This window comes from Streptomyces sp. V4I23 (genome assembly GCF_030817975.1).
Lineage (GTDB): Bacteria > Actinomycetota > Actinomycetes > Streptomycetales > Streptomycetaceae > Streptomyces.
The window spans coordinates 3,708,279-3,735,186 of sequence record NZ_JAUSZW010000004.1 but is presented as its reverse complement, the minus strand read 5'-3'; the positions used below and the strand labels follow the sequence as shown (position 1 = coordinate 3,735,186).

At 67.6% G+C, this 26,908-nt stretch carries 20 protein-coding genes and 2 pseudogenes; 9 read left to right on the top strand and 13 right to left on the bottom strand.

Translation table 11 applies throughout. The features are described 5' to 3' along the window. Positions 1-31: 31 nt before the first annotated feature. The 7 genes and pseudogenes from QFZ82_RS19140 to QFZ82_RS19110 all read right to left on the bottom strand — a co-directional run bounded on the left by QFZ82_RS19140 (position 32) and on the right by QFZ82_RS19110 (position 7,045). Complete coding sequence (locus QFZ82_RS19140) at positions 32-427, bottom strand: molybdopterin-binding protein (RefSeq protein ID WP_307714328.1); 396 nt, start codon at positions 425-427, stop codon at positions 32-34. A gap of 88 nt (positions 428-515) precedes the next feature. Then, on the bottom strand, positions 516-1,208 hold the full coding sequence (locus QFZ82_RS19135; protein WP_307714327.1) for a class F sortase: 693 nt from the start codon (positions 1,206-1,208) through the stop codon (positions 516-518). Positions 1,209-1,250: 42 nt separating this feature from the next. Beyond that, positions 1,251-1,742: a hypothetical protein gene (locus QFZ82_RS19130; RefSeq protein WP_307714326.1), complete on the bottom strand. Its 492-nt coding sequence runs from the start codon at positions 1,740-1,742 to the stop codon at positions 1,251-1,253. A gap of 600 nt (positions 1,743-2,342) precedes the next feature. Next, positions 2,343-4,088: an alpha/beta fold hydrolase gene (locus QFZ82_RS19125; RefSeq protein ID WP_307714325.1), complete on the bottom strand. Its 1,746-nt coding sequence runs from the start codon at positions 4,086-4,088 to the stop codon at positions 2,343-2,345. Between the two features lie 742 nt (positions 4,089-4,830). After that, positions 4,831-5,015, bottom strand: a pseudogene (locus tag QFZ82_RS19120) (multiprotein-bridging factor 1 family protein); the annotation flags it as partial. A 288-nt stretch (positions 5,016-5,303) separates the two neighbouring features. Beyond that, entirely contained in the window at positions 5,304-5,960 is a 657-nt protein-coding gene (locus QFZ82_RS19115; RefSeq protein WP_307714324.1) for a DUF1326 domain-containing protein, read from the bottom strand. Positions 5,961-6,208: 248 nt separating this feature from the next. Continuing rightward, entirely contained in the window at positions 6,209-7,045 is an 837-nt protein-coding gene (locus QFZ82_RS19110; RefSeq protein WP_307714323.1) for a DUF2182 domain-containing protein, read from the bottom strand. A gap of 651 nt (positions 7,046-7,696) precedes the next feature. On the opposite strand from QFZ82_RS19110, the gene QFZ82_RS19105 reads away from it, so the two are divergent. Beyond that, a complete protein-coding gene (locus QFZ82_RS19105) occupies positions 7,697-8,341 on the top strand; it encodes a DUF433 domain-containing protein (RefSeq protein WP_307714322.1) in 645 nt (214 codons plus the stop codon). Continuing rightward, positions 8,338-8,808, top strand: coding sequence for a DUF5615 family PIN-like protein (locus QFZ82_RS19100; protein WP_307714321.1), 471 nt, complete (start codon positions 8,338-8,340; stop codon positions 8,806-8,808). The genes QFZ82_RS19105 and QFZ82_RS19100 overlap by 4 nt, the downstream gene beginning before the upstream one ends. An 88-nt stretch (positions 8,809-8,896) precedes the next feature. On the opposite strand, the gene QFZ82_RS19095 is transcribed toward QFZ82_RS19100, so the two are convergent. Further along, complete coding sequence (locus QFZ82_RS19095; RefSeq protein WP_307714320.1) at positions 8,897-9,649, bottom strand: hypothetical protein; 753 nt, start codon at positions 9,647-9,649, stop codon at positions 8,897-8,899. 470 nt (positions 9,650-10,119) lie between these two features. Here QFZ82_RS19095 and QFZ82_RS19090 point away from each other — a divergent pair, with 470 nt between their 5' ends. The 6 genes and pseudogenes from QFZ82_RS19090 to QFZ82_RS19065 form a co-directional block, all read left to right on the top strand. Further along, on the top strand, positions 10,120-10,908 hold the full coding sequence (locus QFZ82_RS19090; protein ID WP_307714319.1) for a hypothetical protein: 789 nt from the start codon (positions 10,120-10,122) through the stop codon (positions 10,906-10,908). After that, positions 10,905-12,227 carry a 7-cyano-7-deazaguanine synthase gene (locus QFZ82_RS19085; protein WP_307714318.1) on the top strand — a complete coding sequence of 441 codons (1,323 nt, stop codon included), beginning with the start codon at positions 10,905-10,907 and terminating at the stop codon, positions 12,225-12,227. The genes QFZ82_RS19090 and QFZ82_RS19085 overlap by 4 nt, the downstream gene beginning before the upstream one ends. 362 nt (positions 12,228-12,589) lie before the next feature. Beyond that, positions 12,590-12,781: a hypothetical protein gene (locus QFZ82_RS19080; protein ID WP_128802526.1), complete on the top strand. Its 192-nt coding sequence runs from the start codon at positions 12,590-12,592 to the stop codon at positions 12,779-12,781. 26 nt (positions 12,782-12,807) lie between these two features. Continuing rightward, on the top strand, positions 12,808-14,289 hold the full coding sequence (locus QFZ82_RS19075) for an N-6 DNA methylase (protein WP_307714317.1): 1,482 nt from the start codon (positions 12,808-12,810) through the stop codon (positions 14,287-14,289). Further along, positions 14,289-15,569 carry a hypothetical protein gene (locus QFZ82_RS19070; RefSeq protein ID WP_307714316.1) on the top strand — a complete coding sequence of 427 codons (1,281 nt, stop codon included), beginning with the start codon at positions 14,289-14,291 and terminating at the stop codon, positions 15,567-15,569. The genes QFZ82_RS19075 and QFZ82_RS19070 overlap by 1 nt, the downstream gene beginning before the upstream one ends. 115 nt (positions 15,570-15,684) lie before the next feature. Then, positions 15,685-15,987: pseudogene (locus QFZ82_RS19065) on the top strand (aminotransferase class I/II-fold pyridoxal phosphate-dependent enzyme); the annotation flags it as partial. Positions 15,988-16,006: 19 nt separating this feature from the next. Here the strand turns inward: QFZ82_RS19065 and QFZ82_RS19060 are convergent. The 5 genes from QFZ82_RS19060 to QFZ82_RS19040 form a co-directional block, all read right to left on the bottom strand. Beyond that, positions 16,007-17,263: a hypothetical protein gene (locus QFZ82_RS19060; RefSeq protein WP_307714315.1), complete on the bottom strand. Its 1,257-nt coding sequence runs from the start codon at positions 17,261-17,263 to the stop codon at positions 16,007-16,009. 155 nt (positions 17,264-17,418) lie between these two features. Further along, on the bottom strand, positions 17,419-20,697 hold the full coding sequence (locus tag QFZ82_RS19055; RefSeq protein WP_307714314.1) for a type I restriction endonuclease subunit R: 3,279 nt from the start codon (positions 20,695-20,697) through the stop codon (positions 17,419-17,421). Beyond that, positions 20,694-21,923: a restriction endonuclease subunit S gene (locus tag QFZ82_RS19050; protein WP_307714313.1), complete on the bottom strand. Its 1,230-nt coding sequence runs from the start codon at positions 21,921-21,923 to the stop codon at positions 20,694-20,696. The genes QFZ82_RS19055 and QFZ82_RS19050 overlap by 4 nt, the downstream gene beginning before the upstream one ends. A 40-nt stretch (positions 21,924-21,963) precedes the next feature. Beyond that, the gene (locus QFZ82_RS19045; protein ID WP_307714312.1) at positions 21,964-23,592 is read right to left on the bottom strand and encodes a class I SAM-dependent DNA methyltransferase; all 1,629 of its coding nucleotides are present in this window, start codon (positions 23,590-23,592) and stop codon (positions 21,964-21,966) included. Positions 23,593-23,609: 17 nt separating this feature from the next. After that, entirely contained in the window at positions 23,610-25,751 is a 2,142-nt protein-coding gene (locus QFZ82_RS19040; protein ID WP_307714311.1) for a hypothetical protein, read from the bottom strand. A 233-nt stretch (positions 25,752-25,984) separates the two neighbouring features. Here QFZ82_RS19040 and QFZ82_RS19035 point away from each other — a divergent pair, with 233 nt between their 5' ends. After that, positions 25,985-26,617, top strand: a complete 633-nt coding sequence (locus QFZ82_RS19035) for a hypothetical protein (RefSeq protein WP_307714310.1) — start codon at positions 25,985-25,987, stop codon at positions 26,615-26,617. Positions 26,618-26,908: the final 291 nt, after the last annotated feature.

Genomic DNA, 26,908 nt, shown 5'->3' with positions numbered 1-26,908 from the left:
CCGTTCCGGATGCGGGAGCGGGGTCGGCCGGTCAGGTGCGGTCGATGTGCACGCTGGTCGATTTCACCCGGGCGGTCGCCTCCACACCGACCTCCAGACCCAGCTCCTCGACCGCCTCCCGCGTGAGCAGGGACACCAGGCGGTGGGGCCCCGCCTGGATCTCCACCTGCGCCGCGACGTCGCCGAGCTTGACGGCGGTGACGATGCCGGGGAAAGCGTTGCGTGCCGAGGTGTACGAGCCCTCGTCCTCGTCGTTGCCGCTCTGCGCGAGTTCGACGGAGAAGGCGGCCAGATCGCGGCCGTCGATGAGACGGCGTCCGCCCTCGTCGCGATGGGTCGCGACCCGGCCGGCATCCGCCCAGCGGCGCGCGGTGTCGGGACTGACGCCGAGCAGACGAGCCGCCTGTCCGATGGTGTAGGACTGCATATGCGCCAGGATACGGCCATTCGACTGGCATCTGCGAATCTCTGGATCAATGCACATGGCAGGTGCGAGACGCTTGTGTGATCGGCGGCTAGTCGAGGCCGATCAGGCTCGCGTAGACGACCACGTTGCCGAGGTAACCGGTGTCCTTGCTGTAGCCGCCACCGCACGTGATGATCCGCAGTTGGGGCTGGGCGGTACTGCGGTAGACCTTCCGGCTCGGGAACTCGCTCTTCGAGTACGCCTCGACGGCCTGGACGGCGAACCGCGCGATCCGCCCGTCACGGCGGACGACCTCGACCGTGCTGCCCTGGGTGACGGCACCCAGAGGGTAGAAAACCGCGCGGCCGGTGGGGGTGTCGACATGGCCGGCCACGACGGCCGTGCCGGACTCACCGGGGGCCGGGCCGTCGGCGTACCAGCCGGCGAGGTTGGGCTTGTCCGCCGGTGGCACTTCGAGCGCGCCCTCGGGGTCGAGCCCGAGCTCCATCATCGGGGTGTCCACACCGATGGCGGGGATGCGCAATCTGATCGGGGCGGAAAGGGACCGTGAGCCGGTCGGGCCGTTGGGCGGCGCGGGACCGGCGGTCTGCCGGACGGGATCCGGTGACGCGCCACCCGGAGCGGCAGAGGATCGCGGACCGGATACGGCATGGGCCTGCGCGGCGGACGGCTGGGGAGCCGTTTCGCCGCGCAGGCCGGTGTACAGCAGAACGATGCCGGTGATCATGACGACGGCGAGGGTCTTCGTCGACACGAAGGGGGCGGGCCGTGTGTGTCCCATGACGGTCCGGGTTTCGGTAGGGGCGTAGGGCCGGCCGACTGTTCAGGAGGCGATGCCGGCGAAGCGACGCCGCCGCATCGTCAACGCGCCGCCGGTCGCCGCGCCGGCGATCAGCAGGGAACCGACCGCGATCTGAGTGCCGTTCACCCCTTCGGCACCGCCGAATCCACCGCGCACCGCCCCCTCCGGGCGGCTGACGACCTGGAAGCTGGTCTCGACACGGGTTCGCGGGGGGCACTTGACCGTGATGGTGTACACACCGTCCTCGGCAGACTCGGGGACCGTGAAATCGCCGACCAGTTCACCGCTGTCCTGACCCTCGGTCAGGTTGATCTGGCCACCGGCCTCCGCCTGCCCCTTGGCGTACGTGACGTCCGGCCCGCAGACCTCCGTGCTGACCGTGATGGTCGAGCCGGGGAAGGCCCTCTGCGGGCTGACACTGACGTCGGACTCATCGGCGCCTGCCGCTGCCGCCGGGAGACCCAGGGCGCACAGGGTCAAGGCGCTGCAGGCGAGAATACGTGCGCTGCGCATTTCACCACCTTTCGACCGGCGCGGGGCAGGACGAACTGTCCCGACGAGAGTGCCGCGCTCCGTTGATAAGACAAGCAGCTCACGGTGTCCGACGACCGGTCCGAAACGAGCGGGTCGGCGCGCGCCGGACTCCCGCCGGGGAACTTTCCGCAGGTGGCGTGAGCCGCGCTAGGCCCGACGGAGGAAAATCACATCGGTGTGCCGATCGGGTGGCGACATGCTCACGCTTCTGTCCGAGCAGTCGTCACGCAGATCGTCGCGCATACGAAACAGGTCAGGCACCCACTCGACCGAGTAGAGGCCTGATCTGGTGTCTCAGCTGTCGGGGTGGCGGGATGTGAACCCACGACCTCTTCGTCCCGGATGAGGTCAGGCGAGCCGCAGTGGCTGCCGGTTTCTCGCAGGTCCGCATCTCCCTCGCCGCTCTTTCGTCAGGAGTTGCGATCCTTGGCGAGGCTCTGCTTGTCGCTTGCCTCCCGGTGATCGTCACGAAGACGGCCGACGGCTCGTCGTCTTCGCTCCGAGCCGTCTCTTCCAGGAGAGTCAGTAATTGCTCGGCAGCGTTCAGCCCGAACCACTCGCTGGCACTCGTGGCGACGGTCAACCACCGATCGTCCGGGTGCCCGTCACGTACGGTCCGCGCCCGGTGGGCCAGGAAGGGAACAGATCTGCCGAGCGCAGCGGCCACACCGGGAACCGCACAGTGCCCTTCGGAGCCACGGTCCTGGACGGCGAACCCGCCTCCCCTGCGCCCGTGCTCCGACCAGTCACCGCGCTGACGGCGGGCGATTGCTCCCGCTCTGCGGGGGCGGCGAAGGGCGGGGTGTCCTGTGCGCACCGCGCATCCTGCGGTGGCAGTGCCCCGGTGAGGAAGTACCTGACGACGTGCCGTTTCACGCAGGTGCTCGGGTTGTCCAGCGCGGTGTGCCCGTAGCCGTCGAGCGTCAAGAGCCGGGCCCCGTCGAGCTCTGCGGCCATCGCCTGCCCCGCGCGGTAGGGGGTGGACGGGTCGTGGGTCGGATTGACCACCAGGACCGGGTGCGCGGTGGCGCGGTCCCACGGGCCGGTGTAGGGGTCGGCCGCGCGGGCCGGCCACGCGGCGCACGGCTCGTTCGCCCAGACCCACCAGCGCCCGAGAGCCCCGGCCTGCTCCACTGCCTGCTGCTCCAGCGCCGTGTACCGGCTGGGCAGGGCGGGGTTGGGGCTCTCGGCGCACAGGACCGCGAGCGACTGCTCGAATCCGGGGTAGCGGGCGGGCCCGGCCGGGGCCGGGGGGTCCTGGGGCGCCCGGCCCTCCCAGAGGGCCTGCAGAACCTCGGCCATCCCGGTCCAGCCCGGGTGCACGGTGTAGAGCTCGCCGCGGACCTCACTGACCACTCGCGCATACGTCCAGCTGTCCACCGGCCGCTCGGCGAGTCGTTCCAGCAGCGCCTCGTACTTGGCCCTCGTGGCCCCCGGGCTCCCGGCGGAGAAAACGCAGCGGGACACCGGCGCGCGTCCGCAGTGATCGAGGAACTGACCGAGTGTGTCTGCGGAACCGAGGTGCGAACCCAGGCGCAGGAAGGTGTTCCTCTCCGGCTCGCTCCCTGCACTGTGGTTCACCCACGCCTGCGGGTCGACGTTTCCGTCGAGCACGAGCCGCCCGGCCCGCTCAGGGAACAGGTTCGCGTACGTCGCGCCGAGCAGTGTGCCGTAGGAGATGCCCCAGTAGAGCAGCCGGTCTTCGCCCACCGCCCCGCGCAGCAGGTCCAGGTCGCGTGCGGTGTCGGCGGTCGAGACGTGGCGCAGCAGCGCCGGATCCCGCAGCTCACATCGTTCCGCCAGGTTCTCGTACGCGGCTGTGTAGGCCCGGCGCTCTTGCTCGCCCACCGGGAAAGGCGGGACGTCCTCGTGCCAGGCGGCGGCCTGCTCGGTGCTGTCGAAGCAGCGCACGGCCGTACTCTCCCCGACGCCACGCGGGTCCCAGCTGACGATGTCGTAGCGGTCCTTCAGCTCCTGGGGGAACTTGCCGTACAGCTGGGGCAGGCCTACGGTCCCCGGGCCGCCGGGGCCACCGGGGTTGAAGAACAGCGATCCTGTCCGCCGCGCCGGGTCGGCCGCCCGGTGACGGATCACCGCCAGCTCGATCGTGCGGCCCCCGGGATCCGCGTGGTCCAGCGGTACGTTCGCCACCGCGCACTCGAAGCCCGCCTGCGCCTCCTGCGGGCAGGCCCGCCAGCGCAGCACCACGCCGCCCTGGCCGCCCGGGCCGCCGGCCGAGACCGGACCCGCCGACAGCAGCAGCAGCGCCGCGGCCAGGGCGCCGGCGGTGCTCCTGAGTGGTGTCTGTCGGCCAACTCTTCGCATCGCCGGGCCCTTCCGTCGGCAGGGGGCGGGCCCTGCCCAGTGGCGACGGGCCCGCTTGCCATACCACTGGCGGTCGGCCATCAGGGCAACCGACACGCGTCCGAACGGGTTGCGGAACCGCCACCCATCAGCCGCGAGCACCACGCTTCAGGTTCCCGACGACTTCCAAGGGGTGGCAGGTGGGCCACCGGACGCGCCTCGGGGCCCTGACGAAGGTGTTCACGTCCGAGCTTGTCGACGCGGCGATGACCAAGCATGGCCGTGCCGAGCAGCGACAGGGTCTGCTGCCGGCCCGGCTGGTCACCGCAAGGAGGTACTGGAGACCTGTTCCGGGAGGTCACCGGACCGCTCGCGGCCCCGGACACCGGGAGCGTGGTGGCGCGGGATGCGCCTACCGGCGCTGGACGACACTCAGTTCGACGTCCGGGACTCCGTGAGCAACGGCGACACCATCATGAGCGCCGCGGTGTGCCGGCCAGCACTCGGTCGTCGTACAGCTCCGTCGGATATCCGGGCCTGGCCGGTCGTACAGTTCAGGGTCCTCGTCGAAAAATCTGGCTCAGGTGCGCCCGCCGGGACCAAGCTGCCACTGGCGCCGCAACGGTTTCCCCACGTGGCTCTTCACACCGGCCGCGTCGGGCTGGTTGCTGCCTGGGGATGTGCCCGACGTCACCGGTGACCGTGTTGAACGCTCTCCTGCGAGAGCGTGCGGCGCAGGTGAGGTAGGCCCACGTCTGGGAGGGGAACCGACCGTGAAGAAACCTGGCTGGATCGCTCCCTCGCTCTCCAGACGGGCCAGTGTCCCTACGGCCCGGCTTCCTTGGCGAGCCGCTCCCGCGACCATCCTCGGACCTCCCGCAACGCTCGCACGCGCTGGGCGAGCGCTCGGGCGTGGTCGTGGGGACGCGCTGAGTGATGGCTTGCCATGTGTCGTGATCCTGATGGCGGTTGAGGCGGGCAGGCATGGTGTTCCCGGCCGACTACGGGCTCGATTCGCCAACGCGCAGGTCCGAGTGCCTTCGGCCGCCGCACTTCGGACGGCCTCACCAGTCACCCCCTGGGAGAAGCCGACCAAGATCTTCTCCCAGATTTCTCCCAGCGCAGGGCAGTACTGGCGTCCCGCGATGGGCTCGGACGGCGGTGCAGCTCAGCCCAGAGGGGCCAAGTGAGTCACAGGCCGTCCGTCGTACGCAACCAGGCCGGGCAGCCGGCTCTTCATTCAGGGCCGCTCCAGTCGAAGGGGAAGTGCTTGCTCGATTTGCCGGAGCGTTCCCAGGAGAAGCCGAATGCGTCGGCGCGGTCGACGGTGGCCCGGCCCCACGTGGCGATCTGGCCCGGCCCAACTTCGGCGCCTGGGGCGTTGTGGACCTGGACGCGTGCGCCGTTCGGGGTGGTCGGGCCGGTGAGAGCCTCGGCGGTCGCCGTGACACGGCCTGGGATCTCGGCTCGCCAGGTGGCAAGGTCCTCGTCGATCTCCACGTGGATGGGGGCGATGTCCATGCCACGCATCTCGGGGTGGAACATCTCCCCGAACTGTGCGGGCCATCCGCCCGCCTCACCGCCGAAGACGGCCCCGAGTGCAGCCCGCTGCTGGTCGTCGGCGCGTTCGTCGAGGAAGATCGCGGCGTACGGATCGGTATGCGTGCCGGCCCACGGGTTGCCCTCGAAGGAGCCGAGCATCAGGACGTTGAGATCGTCGAGCTGTACGTCGCCGAAGTTGCCTTCCCGGATGTGCCAGACCAGTACGCCTTCGCAGTCACCGTAGGTCGGGGGCTGCGCGAACGTGCAGGGGCAGGGTATGGCGCACTTGCACACGTCGAACCAGTCGCCGGCCAGGTGCCAGCGCGTAACGGTCGTGGCCTGTTCTGTCATCTCGCTTCCCTCCCGCCGAGCCCGAAAGAGCTCACTCGGAGTGGCGAGACCGCATATCCCGAGCCCGCTCCCGGGATCGGGAGGGTGGCCTCCCCTCCAGCTTGCACCTCACGTCCCGGTCGGGAAACCGGCCCGCGTCGGCAATCGCCCCTGTGGTGGGCAGCGGCGGCGAGCCGCTCGTCGAGCGGACCCATATCTGACGAGTCGGCGGGAGCGCCAGGGAAGTGACCTGGCACGTACAGGGGTGATCACATGCCGTCCATTGACGGCATCGAGCCCTGCAGCCCCGGCAGCAGCCAGTCCTGAAACGGGGCGAGCAGGGCCAGGACGAGGAAGGCGATGCCCACGACACTGGTGAGAAGCAAGCCCCGGGACCACAGCTTCTCCATGAAGATCACCAAGGCCAGTCCGGCCATCGCAGCCACGTTCATCACGCCGAGCGGAATGAGGACGACCATCAGTCCGGCGCAGCAGCCGACGCAGTAGGCGCCGTGGTGGACGCCCACCCGCAGGTCGCGGGCCGGTCGCCGGAAGCCGGCGTAGCGCACCAGATGGCTCAGCGGGTCGCGGCAGTGCCGTAGGCAGACGTGCTTGAGGGGACCGAGTTGGTACAGGCCGGCCAGCAGGAAGGCGATCGAGCCGATCCAGCGTCCGGCGGTCGGATGGTCGTCCACCAAGCCGCCGGTGAAGGCCAGGGCCGCGTAGGCGAGCAGTCCGAAGGCCGTCCACACCAACAGATATCCGCCCACGAACTCGATGGAGCGCGCGGCCCGGGTCCAGCCCGAGGACTGCCGTCCGATGCCCCGCACCCAGGTGAGGGCCACCGGTGCCATGGAGGGCAGCATCATGGCCGCCATCATCGTCACCCAGAGCAGCAGGAACAGGGGCAGTGCCATCCCCATGGTGCCGGGCTCGACCCCCATGTCCCGGGCCTGTCCGATCGTCAACGCCCAGGCGGGCACCGCGATCAGGACGACGAGGATCCAGGCGGCCGCGAGATCCCGCGTGGGCAGCAACCCCCCGCCCGCTCCGGTGGGGGCGGGCGACCGGGTGGGTACGAAGGCGGAAGTCCGGCTGCGACGCATCGGTGTTGCCTCCTGCGGCTGCTTTCCAGAACAGCACACGTGCACCTGCGACGCGACCTGGCCCGGGCGGTCCTTAGGGCCAGTCAGATTCGCGAACGCGCAGGCCCGAGCCCCTTGAGCCGACGTGCCTCGGTCGGCTCAGGCAGTGACCCCCTGGGAGAAGCCGACCAAGATCTTCTCCCAGATTTCTCCCAAACGATCTCCAGAGAAGCGGGAAGGGCCTGATCCTCAGCGAGGATCAGGCCCTTGACCTGGTGTTTCTCTGTCGGGGTGGCGGGATTTGAACCCACGACCTCTTCGTCCCGAATGAGGCTCGGTTAATGATCTTTCCTGCCTGGATTGTGTTTGCGCAGGTCAGGTGAGTGGTCCCGGTTGGTCTCGGGTGGTGTGGAGGGGGCTTCGGGAGCGGGTCGGCTCCCAGATGGCTCCCAAGCCCAGCACGGAGGCGTCGACGTTCCTATGCCTAGCGTGACAGGTCGTCCACCAGGAGTTCGAGGGTCGCCTCTTCATGGAGCGCGACGCCGAGGGCGGTCATGGCAGGGAGCGTGCCAGGCTCACCCTGAATGGGCCCTTCGGTTTCTGTACCGAGTGGCCTCCAGGAGAATGGGGTACGTTCAGGCCGATATCGATGGGGGCGGAAGGAGGCACGCGGTGTCGTACGAACCCAAACTCGCCGCGGCTCTTTCCGGCGCCACGCTGCGCCAGCTGTCCCACTGGCGCCGAGCCTCTGGGACCAAGGGCGCCGTGCTTGTGCCCGAGACCTCCAGCGAGAGGCCGATCCTCTACTCGTTCCGTGACGTTGTCGCACTCCGCATCTGTGTGCAGCTGCGCGAAGAGGCTTCGTTGCAGAAGATCCGCCGTGCTTTGAACACGCTCCGGGAAGACCTCGGCGAGTGGGAGCACCTCTCCTCGTACAAACTCGTCGCGGGCCCGGACACCATCTATCTGGCCGAGCCCGACCACGCCGTAGACCTGATCAAGGGGGGCAACGTGGTCATCCACCAGATGGTGGATGTGCTCGCTCCTTTCTACAAGGACGGCCGCAGCATTCCCGCTCTGCTCACCCCCCGTGAGCACGTCGCGGTCGACGAGTCGGTCCGAGGCGGCGAACCGGTCATCCAAGGCACCAGGATCCCCGCGTCAGATGTCGCAGCCCTCGTGAGGGACGGTGTCCCACCGGACCAGATCGGTGAGTTCTACCCAGGGGTGACGGCCGAGGCCGCCCGCGACGCGGCCGACTTCAGCGAGTACGTCGACAGCTACGGCAGCAGCGAGCCCCGGCAGGTCGTCGCTTGAAACTGCTGCTCGACGAGAACGTGCCCCGCCCCATGACCGAGATCGTCCGGATCCTGCTGAAGGCACACGACGTCGTCCACGTCCATGACCTCAAGGGCTGGACGGGCACGAAGGACATCGAGCTGTACGCCAGGGCCCAGGCCGAGGACTTCGACGTCGTCATCACCAACGACACCAAGCAACTCAGCCGGCCGCTCGAAGTGGCGGCCATCGCGCAGTCGGGCCTGCACCGCATCGAGTACCGCCAGAACAACAAGCACGGTGGCCTGGTCGGCCTGGGCACGGCGATCGCCACCGTCTGTGCTGCCCTTCCCCACGCCCTGTCCGAACTCGAAACAGCCGACGGCCAGCGTCTCGTCGCCCTGACATCGATCGACCCGACCCGGCAGAACCGGCTCCGGATCACGGACCCGGCCGTCGCCCCGCCGAAGCACTGGCCGGGGCGTGATTCGGCCGCTGAGTCCTGACACCGCGATACACGAGGGCTCCCGGTCGGCAGCCCATGGGAAGCGATGCCGAGAAATGACGCGGCGCCGCCGACTGCGCTTCGTCTCATCAAGACTTGCTGCCGAGCTCATCCTGGAGCTCGGCGATGCGCCGTTGGGTTGCCGCCGCGCTCTTCTGCTGACGGGTCAGCTTCGCCTCGGCGGCTGCCAGTTCCCGGTCGAGCCACTCTCGATCAGCTGCCGAACGCTCACGGATGGTCCCGTCGTCGCGGTACGCGGGCCCTACCCGCTCAGTGCTCACTACTCCGCGACGCTCTCCGCATTCCGGGCAGTCGACGACGCGAGTGGAAACGTGGCTGTGCTCGCGATGCTGAATGTGGGGCACCACATGGTCGCAACGGAGAGTGAGGTCCCAAGTATCGAGGTCTTTCTTGCTCTCCTCCCGTGAGGGCCAGGACGAGAACAGCCTGGCGAGCTTCTCCATCTGCTTCGGCCCCATCGGCGGTGGCGGGCAACAAAAACAGCAGTGCGTCACCCGAGAACCGCTGACGGACCACCGAGCATCCCGGCAGTCGGCGTGCCGCTCGCGGAACCTCTGGTTGGCTTCCTCGTACTCGCGCTTCTCCGACTCGGACAGCTTCATGAGGGGATACCAGTCCCCCAGTCCGTCGTACATGGGCTCTCCGCAGCCCCGACAGGGCTCACCGGCCATGTAGTCCGCCCAGCTGAGGCACGTACCTTCTCGCTTCCACCGCTCATCCCGCTCGCGGCGACGACGGTCATCCGTTTCGGCTTCGAGGGCCGAGCGCAGAGCACGCTTGGCCGCTCGTTGGCGCTTCTGCTCCTCCGTGAGCTTGGCCATGGGCTCCACCCTTCGCTGCACCGTGTTCTCGTGCACGACCGTGGAATCCATGCTGGCGTGGCCGCCCCGTCTGCCGGCTGCCCGTGTGCCCGATGACGACTTGTGACCGGACTTGGACCGCAAACGGTTTTCAAGCGACTGATGTCGTCTGGTGTGGGCAGTCAGTGATTGCTGATTTGATACGCCGTCAGTGAGCCCCTTTGCAGAGGGGATGAACAACAGGACATGCGACGCAAGGGCCAATCTTGCCAGCCCGTGACCTGACCTGAATGGGGACTTGCGTGGCGTATGTGACTCAGTGCTACGGCTGGTCACGCTTCTGGGTGTAGGCGTCACGGGAAGTGATACCCCTGGCTGTTTCAGCACCTGGCTGGTCTGCGGGGCCCTGGCCGAGTCCCGCCCTACCTGGGGATCGTCCGGTCTGATGCCATGGACGAAGTGCTGGTTCGGACACCATCGTTGGGGGCGATGTGGGGACATCCACGCGATGGAAGGGACCGAACGGCGATCGGTGGAGCTCCGCAGGGAGGCGGCTGGCGCGCTGGCGGGATGACTCGCGGAACGCGGATCAGCGGCTGGAGGAGATCGCGGCGGACCACCTGAGCGCCCTGCACGAGACGCTCCGTGCCGATCGATCAGCTTTCGGGTTGTACGACACTGCTTGCGCGGCCGGTGAACGGCTCGCCGGAGTCCTGGGGTCGCTGGCCGCAGAGGGCGCGGAGTCGGAGGACGCGCTTGTCGCGCGTCTCGTCTCGGAGGTCGGTGGGGACGGCGGCACACTCGCCGACGCCGCGGTGCGCAGGGGGATGGCCGCGGCGGTCCGCGATGTCCGGAGCAGGCATCCCGAGCTGGACGACACCATGGGCGGAGGTACTGTCGGCGGCGGCTTCACCTGGGACATCCTGTGCGACCTCTACCAGGTGTTCTTCGCCGACATGGTGGGGGAGTTCCTCAGGTCCGTTGTCGCCGAGCACGTCAAGCTGGCGGTCCCGGTGCTCATCGCGACCGATCCGGAAGGCAGGATCGCCGACTGGGTCGCGGAGAAGGTAGTGGACCTGGTGCCGAGTCCCTGTGAGGAGTCCGCCGAAGCGACGGACCTTGCACAGGCTGTGGATACCGCGCAGTCAGTGGTGGGCGCTGTGCAGGATCCGTCGGCCACACTGCCCAAGATTGCCGAGCTGCTGGTACCGCGGGCGGTCGGAAAGGTGCTTGGCCTGATCACTGAGGAGATCATCGGAGAAGAGGGAGCTGCAGCGTGACCGATTCCGACGACTTCCTGTGGTGGCGCGGCACCCGGGGCGACCGACCTCGTGGCGACCGCTGGACGGAGATCGGCGAGGAAGCCTTCCAGGAAAAGGAGCGCCGCATCACCGGTCGGCACCATCTGCCCGGTTCCGTCCCCGACTGGGCCGAGGATCTGTTCCGCGTCGCCAGGGCTGCCTTCATCGCCGACAAGTACGTACGCCGGACCGGAGTACGGGACAGGTGGACCCGCCGCATCAGCCTCGCCGTGCCCGTCACGGAACGCGAGCGGTGGGCAAGCGCAGCGGTCCGTACCCACCTCACTGCGCTTCTCCAAGTCCTCACCGGGGACCTCTGGAACGTGGACTTCCGTCCCCTCACCGGTCACTACGTCGAGGAGGCGATGGTCTCTCCCGACGACCCGCGTGCCTCGGAAGTCGCGTTGTTCTCCGGCGGACTGGATTCCCTCAGCTGGGCCGCTACCCGTTCGCGCGCCGATGACTCCCGACCGCTGCTGCTCGTGATGTTCCGAGAGATCGGCCTGCTGCGTCTCCAGCAGCGGGTATACAAGGCTGTCGAGCAACTGGACGGAGCACGGCCGGTGCTGCTGTTACCGATGAGCCAGACACCGGCGGGCGACGGCTCCGGGTCGCGGCTGGAGACCTCCTCCCGCACACGTGGTCTGCTCTACGCGGCGGGCGCGATCCGCGCGGCCACCGCGCACGGAGTGGGTACCGTCCACATCCCTGAGAACGGCCAACTCGCCCTCAATCCGCCGTTGACACCAGCACGTTCGGCCGCTTGCTCCACGCGCTCCGTGCACCCGCGGACGCTGGCCAGTCTCAACGCCTTGGTGACTGCAGTGAGTGACACGGCGAGTGCGGTGCAGGTGGTCAACCCCTTGGCTCAGCTCACGAAAGGCGAGGTGTGCAAGGCCGGACGTGATGCGGGGCTCACCCCGTCCGACCTGGAGTCCACCCTGAGCTGCGGCAAGCCGCCAACCCGCCGAAGCGGCGGCCCTCCCATCGCCAACTGCGGCGTTTGCTTCCCGTGCCTCGTGCGCCGCTCCGGGCTACTCCACGCCAACGGCATCGACGGCACCCGGTACGAGGCATTGCCGTGGGCGGACGGCTTACCGCTTGACCGGGGTGCCGACTGGCGCGCACTGCAGCGGTGGCTGCTCGGCAGATACACCTTGACGGATCTCCTCACCGATACTCCGCTGCCGTCGGACACGAATCCGGTGGTGGCCTTCGAATTGATCAGGCGCGGGCGGGAAGAGTTGGCCCGGCTGCTTCAGATTGCGGACGCGACGGAGGCAGCTGACGCGGCGTAGGCGGCGCAGGCGAGATCCGGCTCGCACCAGGCCGCTTTGGTGGTCATGGGACGGCATCGTCGAGGTGTCCTGGACGCAGTACCTGCGCAGAGCGTCCACTGATCTGGGTCAAGGCTTTTTCGCCTACCCATTCGGATCGTGAGTCGAAGGCCCGGATACGCCTCCTCGTCGACTCGCTGTCTTGACTCCCAAACGACGTGCACTTGCCTGAAGTGCTTGTATCCTGGGCGCGCGCCTAGGAAAATCCCAAATGGCGTGCACCCGGCAGCGCGCGGCCTACGTCTTCTACTGTCCTTCCTGAAGCCAGGGATCACCGGCTCACTCGTCCACTGGGAGATCCCCCGACCTCAGGAAGGAACCACGTGCAACTGAGGCTGATGTACGTGATCATCGCGGTCCTCACGGCGCTTGTCGCCGCTCTAGCCGGCAGTGTCATGACCATCTTCGAGGGAGGGCGTCCGGCGGCGGCCTTCAAGACTGGAGCATTGACCTTCGCCGGCTCCCTGACGCTCCTCATCGTGGTCATGGGCGCCCTGGGTGTGGTGGGCTCGTGAGTGACATGAGTGCCCTTGGAGGACACGTGCAGACCGAGGGTGCCTCCTCGCTCGATGAGGTGCTTGCGAAGGTGCGCCGACACCGCACGCACCTCTCGCGGCTGATGAATGCCCACGACGCGACTCGCCTCGTCCTCGGGCTGCTGTACCTGAGCCGGACCGCGCACGCCGCTCACGGCACCGGCGTACCGACATGGTCATGGTTGCTGGGTCAGTCGGCAGGGCGCGGTTCGGGAATCCGCGCTGCCGTGAGCAAGTGTCTGAGCCACTGGCTTCCCGCAGCCGACGAACAGGGCGCCGACGCGGGCACGGGGAGCCTGATGCCCGTTCCGCCCTCCGGTTCCGAAGGATCACTGCACGCTCTCATCCAGACCATCGGCTCCACCCAGCGGGTCGGGCCCCTGCTCGACCAGTGCCTCCGTGACCTCTCGGCGAACCAGACCCAGGCTGACGGCAGCCACTACTTCACGCCGGGTGACATGGCGCGTCTCATGGTCGGTGCGGCTGTCCCCCGCGACGGGCACAGAGTGCTGGACCCGGTCTGCGGTTCAGGGGGACTGCTCGTCGAGAGTCACTGCTATGTCCGCGAACGCGTCGAGCTGCACCCGACTATGTCCTTGCAGGGGAAGGAACAGCACGCCCACACCTCACAGGTGGCCCGCATGAACTTCGCGGTACGGGGGATCACGGCTCACGTCTTCCCGCCCGGGGACAGCCTCGCGGAGCCCGAACCCGAGCCCCACGACATCGTCCTGGCTAACCTGCCCTTCAACCAGCGCGACTGGGCACCGGAGGACAAGACGGAGCAGAGTACCCGCCGGTCGGCTCCCACGCTCCCTGTCGATCCCCGGTGGACGGAGGAACCGCCGTCCCGAGGGTCCGCCAACTCCGCCTGGATCCAGCACATCGCACACGCGCTGGCTCCGGCCGGACGTGCCGTCTTCCTGATGGCCGACAGCGTGGCCAACAGCAGACAACCCGTCACCCGAAGGCTCCGCGAACGCCTCCTGCGTGACGATCTAGTTGAGTGCGTGATCGCTCTGCCGCCTCGCGTGTTTGGTCACACCAAGGCCCCCGCCTGTCTGTGGGTGCTCAACAAGGACAAGAGCGCGCGCCCCGGCTGGGGTGTCCGGGATCGTCGCCAGCAGGTGTTGTTCGTCAACGCGCGGCGAGCCTTCGAACCGGTCCCGGATTCGAGAGCACGGAGGCTGGGCGACAAGAACACGGCATTGATCCTGGCCACCCTGGCGGCCTGGCGTGGCCTCTTCGAGAACGGTGCCACGGCCGCGCCGTACAACGACGCAGCTGGCTGGTCCCGAAGCTGCTCCACCAAGGAGATCGCCGACCGCGAGTCCAGCCTGATGCCGACTTCGTACGCTGTGGAGCCTCCCAGCCCCGAGCGGGACACACGGAGCCGGGTCGAGCAGCTCAAGCTCGAACTGGCCGATCAGTTCGACCAGATGCGCGACCTGGAACTCCGACTGCTGGACATCTTGGAGGAGATCTGATGGAAGCCAATGCCGACCAGGTCGCCTCGGGTAAAGTGGCTTGGCAGACGACCTCCATCAAAATCGAGCGGATCCGCAGGCGCATCTACACCACTTCCGGTTTCCTCGACGACGCGGTTGCTGATCAGGCTGCGGGAGTCGTCAGCTCGACGTTCGTCCAGGACGGCAGGATCCTCTCGCCCAGGGCCAACGAGTGTCGGCCGGGCGCGTCCCCGCCCAACCGGGCAACCCTCAGGGAGGGCGACCTGGCTGTCGTACTCGTCCGACGGGTGGGCGATTCCGCACTTGTCACCGCCGAGCACGCGGGATGTACAGCGACCAGGTCGATCGGCATCATTCGCGCTGAGCCGCACATAGTGCGGTGGCTGCGTATCTGGCTACAGACACCCACGGCGAAGGCCCACATTGACGAGGACGTGACGGCACATGTCGAGCCCACCATCAGTCTCGACACCCTCCACCGCATGTTGTTTCCGCTGCCCCCGCCAGACATCATCACTGCATACCACCGAGCCTTCGGCCTCATCCAGGAGATGACCGCCCTCTACCAAGAGACCGCGCGCAAGGCGGTGGAACTGGCCGACGCACTCCATGACGACTGGGCGTCGACGATTCCGTCGTGGGAGACACGACCGCTTGCGAAGGTCGCCAAACCGAAGACGGGCAAAGGTTCCGAACGCTCGCTTCCCCCGCTGCCCACAGAACCCACCACCGACGTAACCGATGTAATCGCCCCTAAAGATCTCTACGACCTTCCCGTGCCCCATGTCCAGAGGTTCCGTCTGAGCAGTCCAGTGAACGACGGCGAGGTACATCCTCCCGGCACCTTGATGCTGAGCACCCGTTCTGACGGCGCACACATTGCTGTTCCGCGCCGACCAGCAACACCTCTCAGAGGCGTCGTGGCCGTACAACCTGTTGAGGACGAGGACAGTTGGTGGCTGCTCCACGAACTCAGGAGTAGGAGCAGCGATATCGCACGGCTGGCGCAGGGCCAGAACGGCCGGGAAATCTCCGCCGGTGCCCTCAAACGCCTGGAGGTCACCTGGCCGGATCGGTTCACGCGCACCGACTTCCACACGATGGCCGACCCCCTGCACGCCGTTGCGCGGCTCCTGGTCGCCAAGATCGCGACGCTGCACACCATGCGGGACGCGCTCCTGCGCGACATCTCAGCGAAGGCCGGCATCCTCCGGGAACCGACAGCCGAGCCGGAAGAGCAGGGCATTCCTGCTCTCGCCCACCGCGGGCCCGCACCACGGGGGCATGACCGGCAATGAGTCAGGATGGTCCCCGGAGAGCCGACAGGCACCCGCGTGAGAACGGTGGAGACATGACGCCAGGCCGCTGCTGAACCGAAGGCTGGACGGACTCGGGACGACGATCTTCGCGGAGATGTCGGCGCTGGCGACCGCGACGGGGGCGATCAACCTTGGCCAGGCTTCCCCGACACCGACGGACCCGAGGAGATCCGCGAGGCCGCCGTCCGCGCCCTGCGGGAGGGGAAGGGCAACCAGTACCCGCCCGGCCCGGGCGTCCCGGAACTGCGCGCCGCGATCTCCGACCACCAACGGCGCTTCTACGACCTCTCCATCGACCCCGACACCGAGGTCCTGGTCACCGCCGGCGCGACCGAGGCCATCGCCGCCATCATGCCAGCGCTGCTGGAGCCGGACGAGGAGGTCATCGCCTTTGAGCATACCGGGATGGTCGGCGCTCACTCAGTCTTCTTGTCGCCTTGCTCGTCGTTCCCGCGCAGACGACGCGCTCGCTCGGCGATACCGCTGGAGAGCTTGTTCTTCACCGAGTTGGCCCGGTCGAGGGTCTCGTTGCCAAGGCTTCGGGCAGCACCAACACCATTTACTCCTTTTTCCAATGCTCTGTCCCTCACCTCCAGGGCAGCTTCCGTCCATCGCCTCGCCTCAGATGAGTCGCCACCGGACTCGATTCCGAGCCGCACGTGAAAGTCATGGACGCCGGTCGCGACCTGGTTGCTCGACTGGACCACAGCCGGGGATGTGGTCGGGTGCAGCAACACCTTCGCGTTGGCCACGCCAGCAGCGGCGTCCATCCTGGCCAGCAGAGTTTCTGTGCTCCGCGAGATGTGCTCCAGCCGGCCCTGCCGGGCGGCTTTCAGGCCGAGGCGATGCCCGTTGAGCTCATCGGGGGACGCGTCCAGCACCCTGTCGAGTTCGAGTACAGCGATCGCGTCCTGCAACTGGAAACAGCGAGCCAGAACGGCGAGCCATTCTCGAACGATGCCCTCAGCCTCCTTGACCATCGTGGCGAGATCGCCGATCTTGGTCTGACGCTCCATGTTCTCCGCGAGCGCGTCGAGTTGACGCAGTGCGTACGCCTGCGTCTCCGCGATCGTCGCCGGCGCGGCGTGCACCTTCGACCAAGTGACCTCGTCGACCCTGCCCCGCTTCTCTCGGATGGTCATGGCCTCCTCGATCACGAAGCCCACTCCGATCATGCGGGCCAACACAGCGTCCTTCTGGGCACGGAGTACGTCGTCGACCTTCTTGTCGATCGCGGCGAGATAGTCAGTGATCTCGTCCATGGTCTGTTGCATCGCAACCTGCGCCATGAACTTCCCGGCGTTGGCAAGAGTCGCCGGGTTGGACAGGAGCGATCGGGGCGCGTGCGCGAACTCGAGAAATCCCTTGATCTGACCCTTCTGCCCCTTCAGCACACCCGTGCTGAGCCCCGTCTTCGCGCTCTCCCTCAGGCCATACTTCTTGAGAAGCAGCGCCGATTTCGGGGTCAGCTTCACCCAGTGAGCGGAGTTGGCGGCGATCTCCGATCCTGCCTCGGCGACTGCAGCACCCGTGGCGAAGACGGACTTGTACCATCGCGGTCCGAGGCTCTTGGACGGCAGTCCCTCCGAAGCGAGGAAGTTTTCGACATCCTTGGCGCTCCCGATGACTGTCAGCCCATCCCCGTCGCTGATCAGCTGAATCTCGTTGCCCATGGTCCGCTCCTGAAGTGGCTTCTCGCATCGAAGGTGGTCGGGTTCGCAGAGTGATCGCCGGGCCGCGGCCGAGGTCTTCCAAAGGCGGGAGACCTCGGCCCCGACCCGGTCGGGATGTGGGTGCATTGCTCTTGCACCAACGCGGCCGCGCGGGCTCAGCTGTCCGGCATACCGGTGGTGGCCCACTCGTCGGCGAAGTGCTCCATCTGCTTCAGGACCAGGTTCACCGCCTCCGCACGACGGTCCGGCGGGTAGCCGTGGCGGGCCAGCAGGCGCTTGATGGCGCTGCGGAGACCGGCGCGGACCGGTTCACGGGCGATCCAGTCGGGCTTGAGTTTCTTCTGGACCTCGGCGACGAGGTCGCGGGCTATGCTCGCCAGGATCTCATCGCCCATGAGTTCCTGCGCCGAGTCGTGCTCGGCCACTGCGTCGTAGAAGGCGAGCTCGCGCCAGTTCAGCGGCGGATCGAACTTCTCGCCGCGCCGAGCGTCTTCGACCACCTCCTTGGCCATCTCGACCAGCTTGGCGATGAGTTCGGCACTCGTGTACTGCTGCCGCGTGTACCGGATCATCAGGTCCTGCAGACGGTCGGAGAAGGCCGTGCGGCGGACGATGTTGTGACGCGTGACCTCGCGCATCTTCTGCTCGATGAGCCGACGCAGCGCCTCCGCCGCGAGGTGGGGAGTGTCGCTGCCCTGGAGCTTGGCGACGAGCGCGTCATTGAGGTGCGTCAGGTCGGCCATCTCCAGGCCGGCCTCGGCGAACAGGTCCGATATCCCGCCGGTCTCGACCACGGACGAGGTCAGCTGGGCGAGGTACAGCTCGACGTCGCGGGCGACGGGCAGGCCGCGCGCCTCGCGGTCCGCGGCGTCGAGCTTGGCCATGTAGGCGCGGACCTCGACGAAGAACTGGATGTCCCGACGCCAGGTCGGGTGGTCCGGGAAACGCTCGCCGATGTTCGTGGCGCTGGCGGACAGCGCGTAGAAACGCTCCAGGCGGTGGGAGTGGTCGCGGAAACGCCGGCCGACGGTCTGGCGGGGGTCGTCGAGCTTCTCCGGGTCGTTGCCGGGGGTACGCGGGTTCCGGAGGTACTCGGCAGCCCCGCCAGCGGCGTTGACGAACGCCTTCGCCGTCGGCTGTTCAAGACGCGCACGCCAGTTGAAGCCGCGCAGGATGTCGCTGAGGATGTCGTACTCGTTGCGCAGTTCATCCAGCGCGCGGTCGAGGTCCTGGCCGAGGGTGCGGTCCTCCTGGTCGGCCTCCGTGTACTCGGCGATCGCCTTCTGCAGATTCTCCGTCAGCGGCGCGTAGCCGACGAGCAGACCGTCCTCCTTGCCGCGGAAGCGGCGGTTGACCCGGGCGAGGGCCTGCATCAGGTTGGCGCCCTTGAGCGGACGGTCCAGATACATGGTGTGGACCGGCGGGGCGTCGAAGCCGGTCAGCAGCATGTTGTTGACGATGAGCAGCTCCAGCTCGTCGTCGGGGTCCTTGGCCCGGTTGATGACCGCCTTGCGCTGGCCATCGGGCAGAGCGTGGGCGAGCAGGTGGTCTTCGTCCTTACGGGAGTTCGAGGAGAAGACGATCTTCATCGCGCCCTTGTCGAGCTCGTCGCTGTGCCACTCCGGCCGCAGCTCACGCAGGGCGTCGTAGACCCGGACGCAGATCTCACGGGTCGCGCAGACGACCATCGCCTTGCCGGCCGCCCCGCCCTTCTCGGAGACGCCGACGAACGGTCGCATCCGCTCGCGCCGCTCCTCCCAGTGCGCCACTAGGTCCTCGGCGAGATCCTTGACACGGGCCGGCAAGCCGTACATGGCATTCATCGTGGCGACGGCCGTTTCGACCCGGCGGCGTTCGGTGTCGTCGAGGCCGTCGGTGATGCGGTCGGCCTCCTCGTCGATCTTCGTCGGGTCGACATCTTTGCCAAGGACGAGCTTGATGACCCGGCCCTCGTGGAAGACCTTGACCGTCGCGCCGTCGTCGGCGGCCCTCTTGAGGTCGTAGATGTCGATGTAACCGCCGAAGACCTGGCGGGTGTTGCGGTCGGCCTCGGAGATCGGCGTTCCGGTGAAGGCGAGGAGCGTGGCGTGCGGGAGGGCGTCGCGGAGGTGACGGGCGTAGCCATCGAGGTTGTCATAGTGGCTGCGGTGGGCCTCGTCGACGACGACCACGATGTTGCGCCGGTCGGAGAGCAGCGGGTGGTCGGCCCCCGACTCCTTCTCCTCTTTGGTCTTACCGAACTTCTGCAGGGTGGTGAAGAGGATGCCACCGGTCCGCTTGGCCGCGAGCTCCTCCCGCAGCTTGGCCCGGGTCGCGACCTGGAGGGGCGTACCCGGGAGGATCTCGCTCTCCAGGAAGGTGGAGTACAGCTGGTCGTCGAGGTCGTTGCGGTCGGTGATGACGACGACGGTCGGGTTCAGCAGGGCCGGGTCGCTCATCACCATCGCCGTGGTGAGCACCATCTCCTCGGACTTGCCCGAGCCCTGCGTGTGCCAGACAACACCGGCTTTCCCATCACCGGCTGCCGCCTCCCGCACCTTCTCCGCGGCCCGGGTCACCGCGAAGTACTGGTGCGGCTTCGCGATGCGCTTCATCCGCTTGGACGGCACGAAGTTGATGAAGGACCGGCACAGGGAAAGGAAGCGGGGCTGGGTGAACAGCCCGTGCAGTGCCAGGTTCTGGCCCGAGTCGGCCACCCCGTCGCCGTCCGCGGTGAACGGGTCGACTCGGGCCCCGGACTCGTCCGTGTTCCACGGCGCGAAGTGCTCGTACGGAGTAAAGGGCGTCCCGTACTTGGCCGTGATGCCGTCGGAGAGCAGCACCACCGCGTTGTAGCGGAAGGCGGTCGGGAACTCTTTCACGTACCGGGCGACCTGGGAGTGCGCGTCCTGAAGCGTGGCGTACTCGTCCCCGGCGCGCTTCAACTCCAGTACGGCCAGGGGGAGTCCGTTGACGTACAGGACGATGTCGAAGCGGCGCCGCTTCTCGCCGTCGACGACGGTGACCTGGTTCAGCGCGCGGTACGTGTTCCCGTCCGGATCCGTCAGGTCGACGAGGCGGACGGTCGGGTTGTGCTCGGCACCGAAGGCGTCGGTGTAGACGACGGAGCGGATGCCGGTCGTCAGGTAACCGTGGGCGGTGCGGTTCTCCTCGTACGTGTCCTGCGACTCCGGGGTCGCCGCGGCAGCGATAGCGTCGCGTACGGCGTCCGGGGGCAGCTCGGGGTTGAGCCGCTCGATCGCCTCGCGGAGGTCGGGGTAGAGGATCAGGTCGTCCCACGACTTACGGTGCCCGGAGCCGGGCGCGAACTCGTTGCCGGAGGCGGGCAGCCAGGCCAACTCGGCTAGCTCGTCGAGGGCGAGTAGCTCCCAGTCGGCTTCCAGAGGGCGGTGGTTCTGGCTTCTTCTGCTTCCGCTCTCGCCGTCGTGCGTCATGTGTGATCCTCGACAATCTTCTCGGCGTCTTTGACGCGAAGGCGGCCGGACATGAGCTGGGGGAGGAGGGTGTCGCGAAGGGCAGCCAGCGATTGGGATTCCCGTAGAGCCAGCGTCAACCGCTGGCGTACGGGAGCGATGAGGCGAAGGTACTGTTGCATCACCTCAACGGGAGGAATCGACAGTTGGGCACCGACGATGACCTTGGCATTCATGTTTGCCTGGACTGAGCCCCCTCGTGCACTTTCCGCATAATCCGCGTAAGCATCCGACTTCAGGAATCCCCACACGAAGTACGAATGGGCGAGTGAAGGTGTCTTAAGGCGTACAAGGTATGAAGCGAACACGGCATCCGTCGACTCTTCGACGATTGCCGATTTACCAGGATCAGCCATGCGAGCCACCAAGACGTCACCAAGAGACAATTGATATTTCTCAAGGTCGCGTTCGCTGATTTCACAGTAAGGCACATCCGCCCAGTTGACCCAATTCCTCTTGTTTATATCCTTGACCCGCAGGAATTTCGGGCCAACTGGCTCTGAGCTGCTGCTGGCCGTGTAGCCATACTGGGTTGAGCAGATGTCTGACAGATGACCGGATACCCAGCCGTCTTGAGGAACGGGGGTGGCGGAGGCGAGAAACTCACGTGTAAACAGGGCGTGTGTCAGCTCGTCGGCCGTGGCCGCGATGCGCTCGTTGACTGCGATCTTGTCATCCAGTGCCCCGAGCGCCATAGCAATCCGTCGCTGTTCACGCGAATCCGGGAGGGGAATCGGGAGGGCGCGAATTGTCGGCAAGTTAAGACGTTCGGCGACCGAGCCATCCCGTTGTCCGTGGACGTGAGCAGACATGACAGGCGAGTTCAACCAATAACGCAGGAAGCGATGATCTACATGCGCCGCGTCAGGGCGGATGAGAACCATTCGCTGACCCAGACATACTTGAACACCCGAGGGCACTTCCGCTGCGATCCCAAAGTAGGTACCTTCGCGACTATAGAGGAGGTCGCCATAGCTCGGTTCAGCACGCTTGATGCGATCTTTGTAAGTTTCCTGAGAAACGTGGGCCGCCCCGTCGGAGCGGAAGACGCCGGTAATGACGTCCTGGGTTCGAGCTACATACGGGCCCTCCAGAGTCAGCTTGGGTGTGGAATGAGGACAGTCGTAGATACCAATGCAGATGGAATCCAAGGGCATCCACCTCCAGTTTGGAGGATGCTTCTCCATGCTTCCGGGGATGCGAATACTTGGCGTTACGTGAATTCGCTCAGTGGCCACCGCCGATACCTCCCAAGCAGTCCCGAACCGTCTTCTCCAGCTCCGCTGACTTCTCGAAGAGCTCGTACAGTTCCTCCGTCAGCGAGGCGATCCTTTCCGCCACCGCCTCCGCCCCCTCTTCCTCCGTCTCCACAGCGCCCACGTATCGCCCCGGCGTCAGCACGTACCCGTGTTCCCGGACCGTCGCAAGGTCGGCTGAGAAACAGAACCCAGCCTCGTCCTCGTATGTCAGCCCCGCCTCACGAGCCGACGCCGTTCCCCGCCACGCGTGATAGGCGCCGGCGATCTTCGCGAGGTCGGCCTCCGTCAGTACGCGCTCCGTACGATCGACCATCTCGCCCATGTTCCGGGCGTCGATGAACAGGATCTCGCCGCGCCGGTCGTCCAGGCGCTTCGCGCCCTGCGGGGTCTTGTCCTTGGCCAGGAACCACAGGCAGGCCGGGATCTGCGTCGTGCGGAACAACTGGGAGGGCATGGCGACCATGCAGGCCACCAGGTCGGCCTCGACCAGGGCCTGCCGGATCTCGCCCTCGCCGCTCTGCTGGGAGCTCATGGAGCCGTTGGCCAGGACGATGCCGGCGGTGCCGCGCTCGCCCAGCTTGGAGATCATGTGCTGGAGCCAGGCGTAGTTGGCGTTACTCTTCGGCGGTACCCCGTACCGCCACCTCGGGTCGCCCTCGTCCCTCGCCCAGTCCTTGATGTTGAACGGGGGGTTGGCCATCACGAAGTCGGCCTTGAGGTCGGGGTGTTTGTCGTCGGCGAAGGTGTCACCCCAGCGGGGGGCGAGGTTGCCGTCGATGCCGTGGATGGCGAGGTTCATCTTGCCCAGGCGCCAGGTGCGCTCGTTTAGTTCCTGGCCGAAGACCGAGATGTCGGCCTTGTGGGCGCGCCCGGCGTGGGCCTCGATGAACTTGGCCGCCTGGACGAACATGCCGCCCGAGCCGCACGCCGGGTCGTAGACCCGTCCCTCGTACGGCTCCAGGATCTCCACGATCAGCCGGACGACGGACTGCGGGGTGTAGAACTCGCCGCCCCGCTTGCCCTCGGCCCGCGCGAAGTTGCCGAGGAAGTACTCGTACACCTCGCCCAGCACGTCCTGCGCGGGCTTGTCCCCGCTGCCGCCGAAGCGGGCGTCGCTGATGAGGTCGACGAGTTCACCGAGACGCTTCTGGTCGACGTTGTCGCGGTTGAAGATCTTCGGCAGGACGCCCGTGAGCGAGGCGTTCTCCCGCATCACGGCGTCCATCGCATCGTCGAGGAGCTTGCCGACGCCCTGGCTCTTGGCGTGGGTGGCGATCCACGTCCAACGGGCGGTCTCCGGTACCCAGAAGACGTGGGCGCCGGTGTACTCGTCCCGGTCCTCCAGGAAGTCGTCCATCCGGTCCTCGGTGATGCCGTCATCGGCGAGTTCCGCGGCGAGCTCGGAACGGCGCTCGTCGAAGGCGTCGGAGACGTACTTCAGGAAGATCAGGCCGAGGACGAACTCCTTGTACTGCGCGGCGTCGATGGAGCCGCGCAGCTTGTCAGCGGCCTTCCACAGGATCGCCTGGATCTCCTTGGCGGTGGAGGCGCTGAACAATTCCGCCTGTTCGGTGGGTTTCTTCGCAGCGGTAGCCATGGGGCAGACCGTCTCCTTCAGTCGTCGGTTCCGGGGAGGTTCTGGAGGGTGAGCGTGCCGTCGGCGATGCCGGCGGCGGTGAGGCGGACCAGGTCGTCGAGAGCGGCGGACTGCTCCCGCAGGAGGTGCGCGCGGGTCTCGATCTCCGCGAGCACGGAGTCGAAGCGCTCGGCCTCGCGCCTGCTCAGGTCGGGGATGAGGAGGTCCTCGATGCCTCGTGAGGCCCGCACCGCGCCACTGGTGCGCGCGTACTCGGCGGCGGCCGCCCGCAGCAGTGCTGCGAGTACCCGTGGCAGCACCGGCGGGTCGGCGTCGGGGTGGACGCGGAGGATACGGGCTGGGGCAGCCACCAGGGACAGGCCCGCTTCGTCGACGTAGGTGCCGAAGCGGGGGCTCGTGGTGACGACGATGTCGCCCGGCTCGGTGAACAGGGCGTGTTCGTAGCCGGTGAGGAGGACTCCGCGGTCGATGCGGCGTCCGCCCGGGCGCGCGATGCCGAGGACCTCGTCGGGGGTGAGCACGGTGTAGTGGCCGTCTGCCGTGAGGTGTTCGTCGGCGAAACGGTGCCCGGGGCGTCGGCGCAGGCGCCGGTCGTCGAGGAGCCGGCGGACGGTGGTGCGCCGCACGGGCTGGTCGTCTGGGCGCAGCACGACCTGGGCGCTCAGTGCCGTGCGCAGGTCGGCGTGCTGCCGGGCTTGCTCGTGCAGCTCCGTCAGGCGCTGCTCCAGGGCGCTGATGCGGACCGGACGCTCGATGACGCCCCGGGTGTAGCGGGCCATGGGCGGGCGGTGCTGGGTGGTGAAGGCAGCGCCCGGCCGGTCGTCGAGGTCCTTCGCGGGGACAATCACCGCGTGGCGGGGTTCGTGGCGGCGGTCGCCGCGCCAGGGGGCGGCGCGCCAGATGGCGATGTCCTCAGCAAGCACGTCAAGGACCGTGTCGGTGAGCGGCTGCGCGGAGTAATCGGCGAGGAGGACCAGGCCCGTGCGGTGTTCCGCCGAGGTGCGGGCCAGCACCCAGAGGGCGGTGCGGTAGCCGGGACGGTAGGAGAACGCGCCGTCGGGCAGGCTCACCGCGGCCTTGAGTAAACCGTCCCGGAGGAAGGACCGGCGCAGACGGTCGGCCTCGCTGTGCCGGGGGAACGGGCGTACGAGCACGTCGGCCGGGCCGAGAACGACGGCTGTCGAGCCTTCGTCGAGGTAGTCGGTGAGTGCCTGTACCTGTTCCAGGATGGCCTGTGGGCTGCGGTTCTCCCCCGACTCGTAGGGGAGGACGGAGGCCAGCAGATGGGGATATCCCCAGTCGTCGACGGGCAGGTCCTCCCCTTCGGTGACGCCGAGGTCGAACTCGTTCACGCCTCGGACGAGCATCCGGCGGCGGACCAGGCGGGCCCGCACCGGGTCGGGGTCGGCGGCGAGGTAGGTGTGGCCGGAGTCCTCGGCGGCCCGGGCGTGCAGGGCGGCGAGCAGGTCGCCGGAGCGCGAGTGCGGGGTGGCGACGACGGAGCCTTCGTCGAGGGTGTCGACGCCGGACAGGGCAGCGAGGGCGCGTACCACGGCCGGGGTGGGCTCGTCGGCGGCCAGGTCGTGGGAGCCGAGGCGGCGGCGGGCCTCCAGGACCCAGTCGAAAGCCTCGGCGGGGCTGTAGGCGGCCTCGGTCAGCTCGTCGGCCAACGCGGCCAGCTCGGGACCGAGGCGGTCCGACTCCGGGACGGCCTTCAACTCGGCCGACATGTACGTGTCCTCGGGATCGAGCTCGTCGGCCTGGGTGAGGACCACGTCCCAGCTCTGGCCCGAGAGAGGAACGTCAAGTTGTTGGCGCAGGCAGATCAGCGCGGTCAGCGCCCCCACCAGAACGGAGGCGGAAAGGGCAGGCGTCCGCCAGGCGGCGAGGGTGTACAGGGCCAGTTCGGCCTGCAGGCGGCGGGGTTCGGCGTTGCCGCGACCCGTCGTCGTCAGCCAGTCGACGACCGCGCGGGCGTCGAACAGGGGCCGCCCTTCTTCGTGGGCGACGGGAGCGGGAAAGTCGGGGTGCCTGCGGCTCCAGGTGGTGGGGACGGGCCGACGCACCTGGGCGAGGGTGGCGATTTCCGCATATGTGATCCGCCAGGCCGACGGCTCGGGCACGATGGGCGACACGGCCCCTTCGCGTCTGCTGGTCACTCGCTCCACTCCCCCTTCCGTACCGGTCCTGTTCGGGCATCCTCACCGGCCGATCAGCGGGCACCGAGGCAGGCAGAACCCTACAGCGAAGGGGAAAGGGGCAGGAGAGGAAAGTTGATAACCCCGGTTATCAGCATCTCCAACGAATTTCTAAGCCTTCCGGTCCCACTCTGGTGCTCGTTCGGCGCACCGACACCCGGTGCTCGCCGCAGTCGCGATCCGGAGGTCTCCCCATGGCTGACATGTCCTCGATGCCGCCCGCCCACCAGCCGTCGGAAGGCATGGGCGCCAGCCTCGGTTGGGCAACGGTGCCTCCGCAGCCGACGCCGCACACGTTCACCCAGCCGCCCGTGCCGGGCCTGCCGCCCGCCGGGCGCACGCCCTCGCGGCGCAAAGTCTGGCTCACCCACGGCGCGACGGCGCTCGTCGCGCTGATCTTCGGTGCCGCGATCGGTGGCGGCGGAGAGTCCGGCGCTACGGCGGGCTCCTCGGGTCCCGCCCCGGCCGTCACGGTCACCAAGGCCGCCGCGGGCGAACCGAAGCCGGCCGTGACTGTCACCGAGACGGTCAAGGCGACGGTCACCGCCAAGCCGAAGCCGGTGAAGAAGTCCGGCCCCCCGAGCGGCTTCTCGGGCGAAGGCCAGTACCTCGTGGGCGAGGACATCCAGGCCGGCACCTACCGGACCTCTGGCCCGGAGAAGGACAGCATCATCCCCAACTGCTACTGGGCACGCTTGAAGAACGCCTCCGGCGAGTTCGACGCGATCATCGCCAACGACAACATCCAGGGGCAGGGCCGCGTCACCGTCAACAAGGGCGAGTACTTCAAGACCAGCGGCTGCCAGGACTGGCAGAAGGTCGGCTGACGTCGAGGAGTCTCCCTCCCCGGCCGCCTGAGAGGTGTCCCGTCACGGCGCTCTCACGCGGACGGAGGCCGCCCTTCGAACAGACGGCCTTGAGTACACCCTCGGCGGCTGACCGCTGACGGGGAACCGCCCACCGGCGTACGTGCGACGCGCGCACGCCATCGGCGACCGACCGCCGCCCCTGTCGACTTCGTCATCTCCGACATCTCTGGGTGTCGAGCTCATCGGAACCGACGCACGCGGATAACCCGACGCCCCCGCAGCACAGCTGTTGCGCCACTTCCCAGTTCA

Bases quoted from the DNA above. Each gene is read 5' to 3' on its own strand.
- QFZ82_RS19125 (WP_307714325.1), bottom strand. From the start codon at position 4,088: ATGCGAAGAGTTGGCCGACAGACACCACTCAGGAGCACCGCCGGCGCC.
- QFZ82_RS19140 (WP_307714328.1), bottom strand. From the start codon at position 427: ATGCAGTCCTACACCATCGGACAGGCGGCTCGTCTGCTCGGCGTCAGT.
- QFZ82_RS19055 (WP_307714314.1), bottom strand. From the start codon at position 20,697: ATGACGCACGACGGCGAGAGCGGAAGCAGAAGAAGCCAGAACCACCGC.
- QFZ82_RS19060 (WP_307714315.1), bottom strand. From the start codon at position 17,263: ATGGGCAACGAGATTCAGCTGATCAGCGACGGGGATGGGCTGACAGTC.
- QFZ82_RS19110 (WP_307714323.1), bottom strand. From the start codon at position 7,045: ATGCGTCGCAGCCGGACTTCCGCCTTCGTACCCACCCGGTCGCCCGCC.
- QFZ82_RS19135 (WP_307714327.1), bottom strand. From the start codon at position 1,208: ATGGGACACACACGGCCCGCCCCCTTCGTGTCGACGAAGACCCTCGCC.
- QFZ82_RS19070 (WP_307714316.1), top strand. From the start codon at position 14,289: ATGGAAGCCAATGCCGACCAGGTCGCCTCGGGTAAAGTGGCTTGGCAG.
- QFZ82_RS19115 (WP_307714324.1), bottom strand. From the start codon at position 5,960: ATGACAGAACAGGCCACGACCGTTACGCGCTGGCACCTGGCCGGCGAC.
- QFZ82_RS19095 (WP_307714320.1), bottom strand. From the start codon at position 9,649: ATGGCCAAGCTCACGGAGGAGCAGAAGCGCCAACGAGCGGCCAAGCGT.
- QFZ82_RS19050 (WP_307714313.1), bottom strand. From the start codon at position 21,923: ATGGAGAAGCATCCTCCAAACTGGAGGTGGATGCCCTTGGATTCCATC.
- QFZ82_RS19130 (WP_307714326.1), bottom strand. From the start codon at position 1,742: ATGCGCAGCGCACGTATTCTCGCCTGCAGCGCCTTGACCCTGTGCGCC.
- QFZ82_RS19035 (WP_307714310.1), top strand. From the start codon at position 25,985: ATGGCTGACATGTCCTCGATGCCGCCCGCCCACCAGCCGTCGGAAGGC.
- QFZ82_RS19045 (WP_307714312.1), bottom strand. From the start codon at position 23,592: ATGGCTACCGCTGCGAAGAAACCCACCGAACAGGCGGAATTGTTCAGC.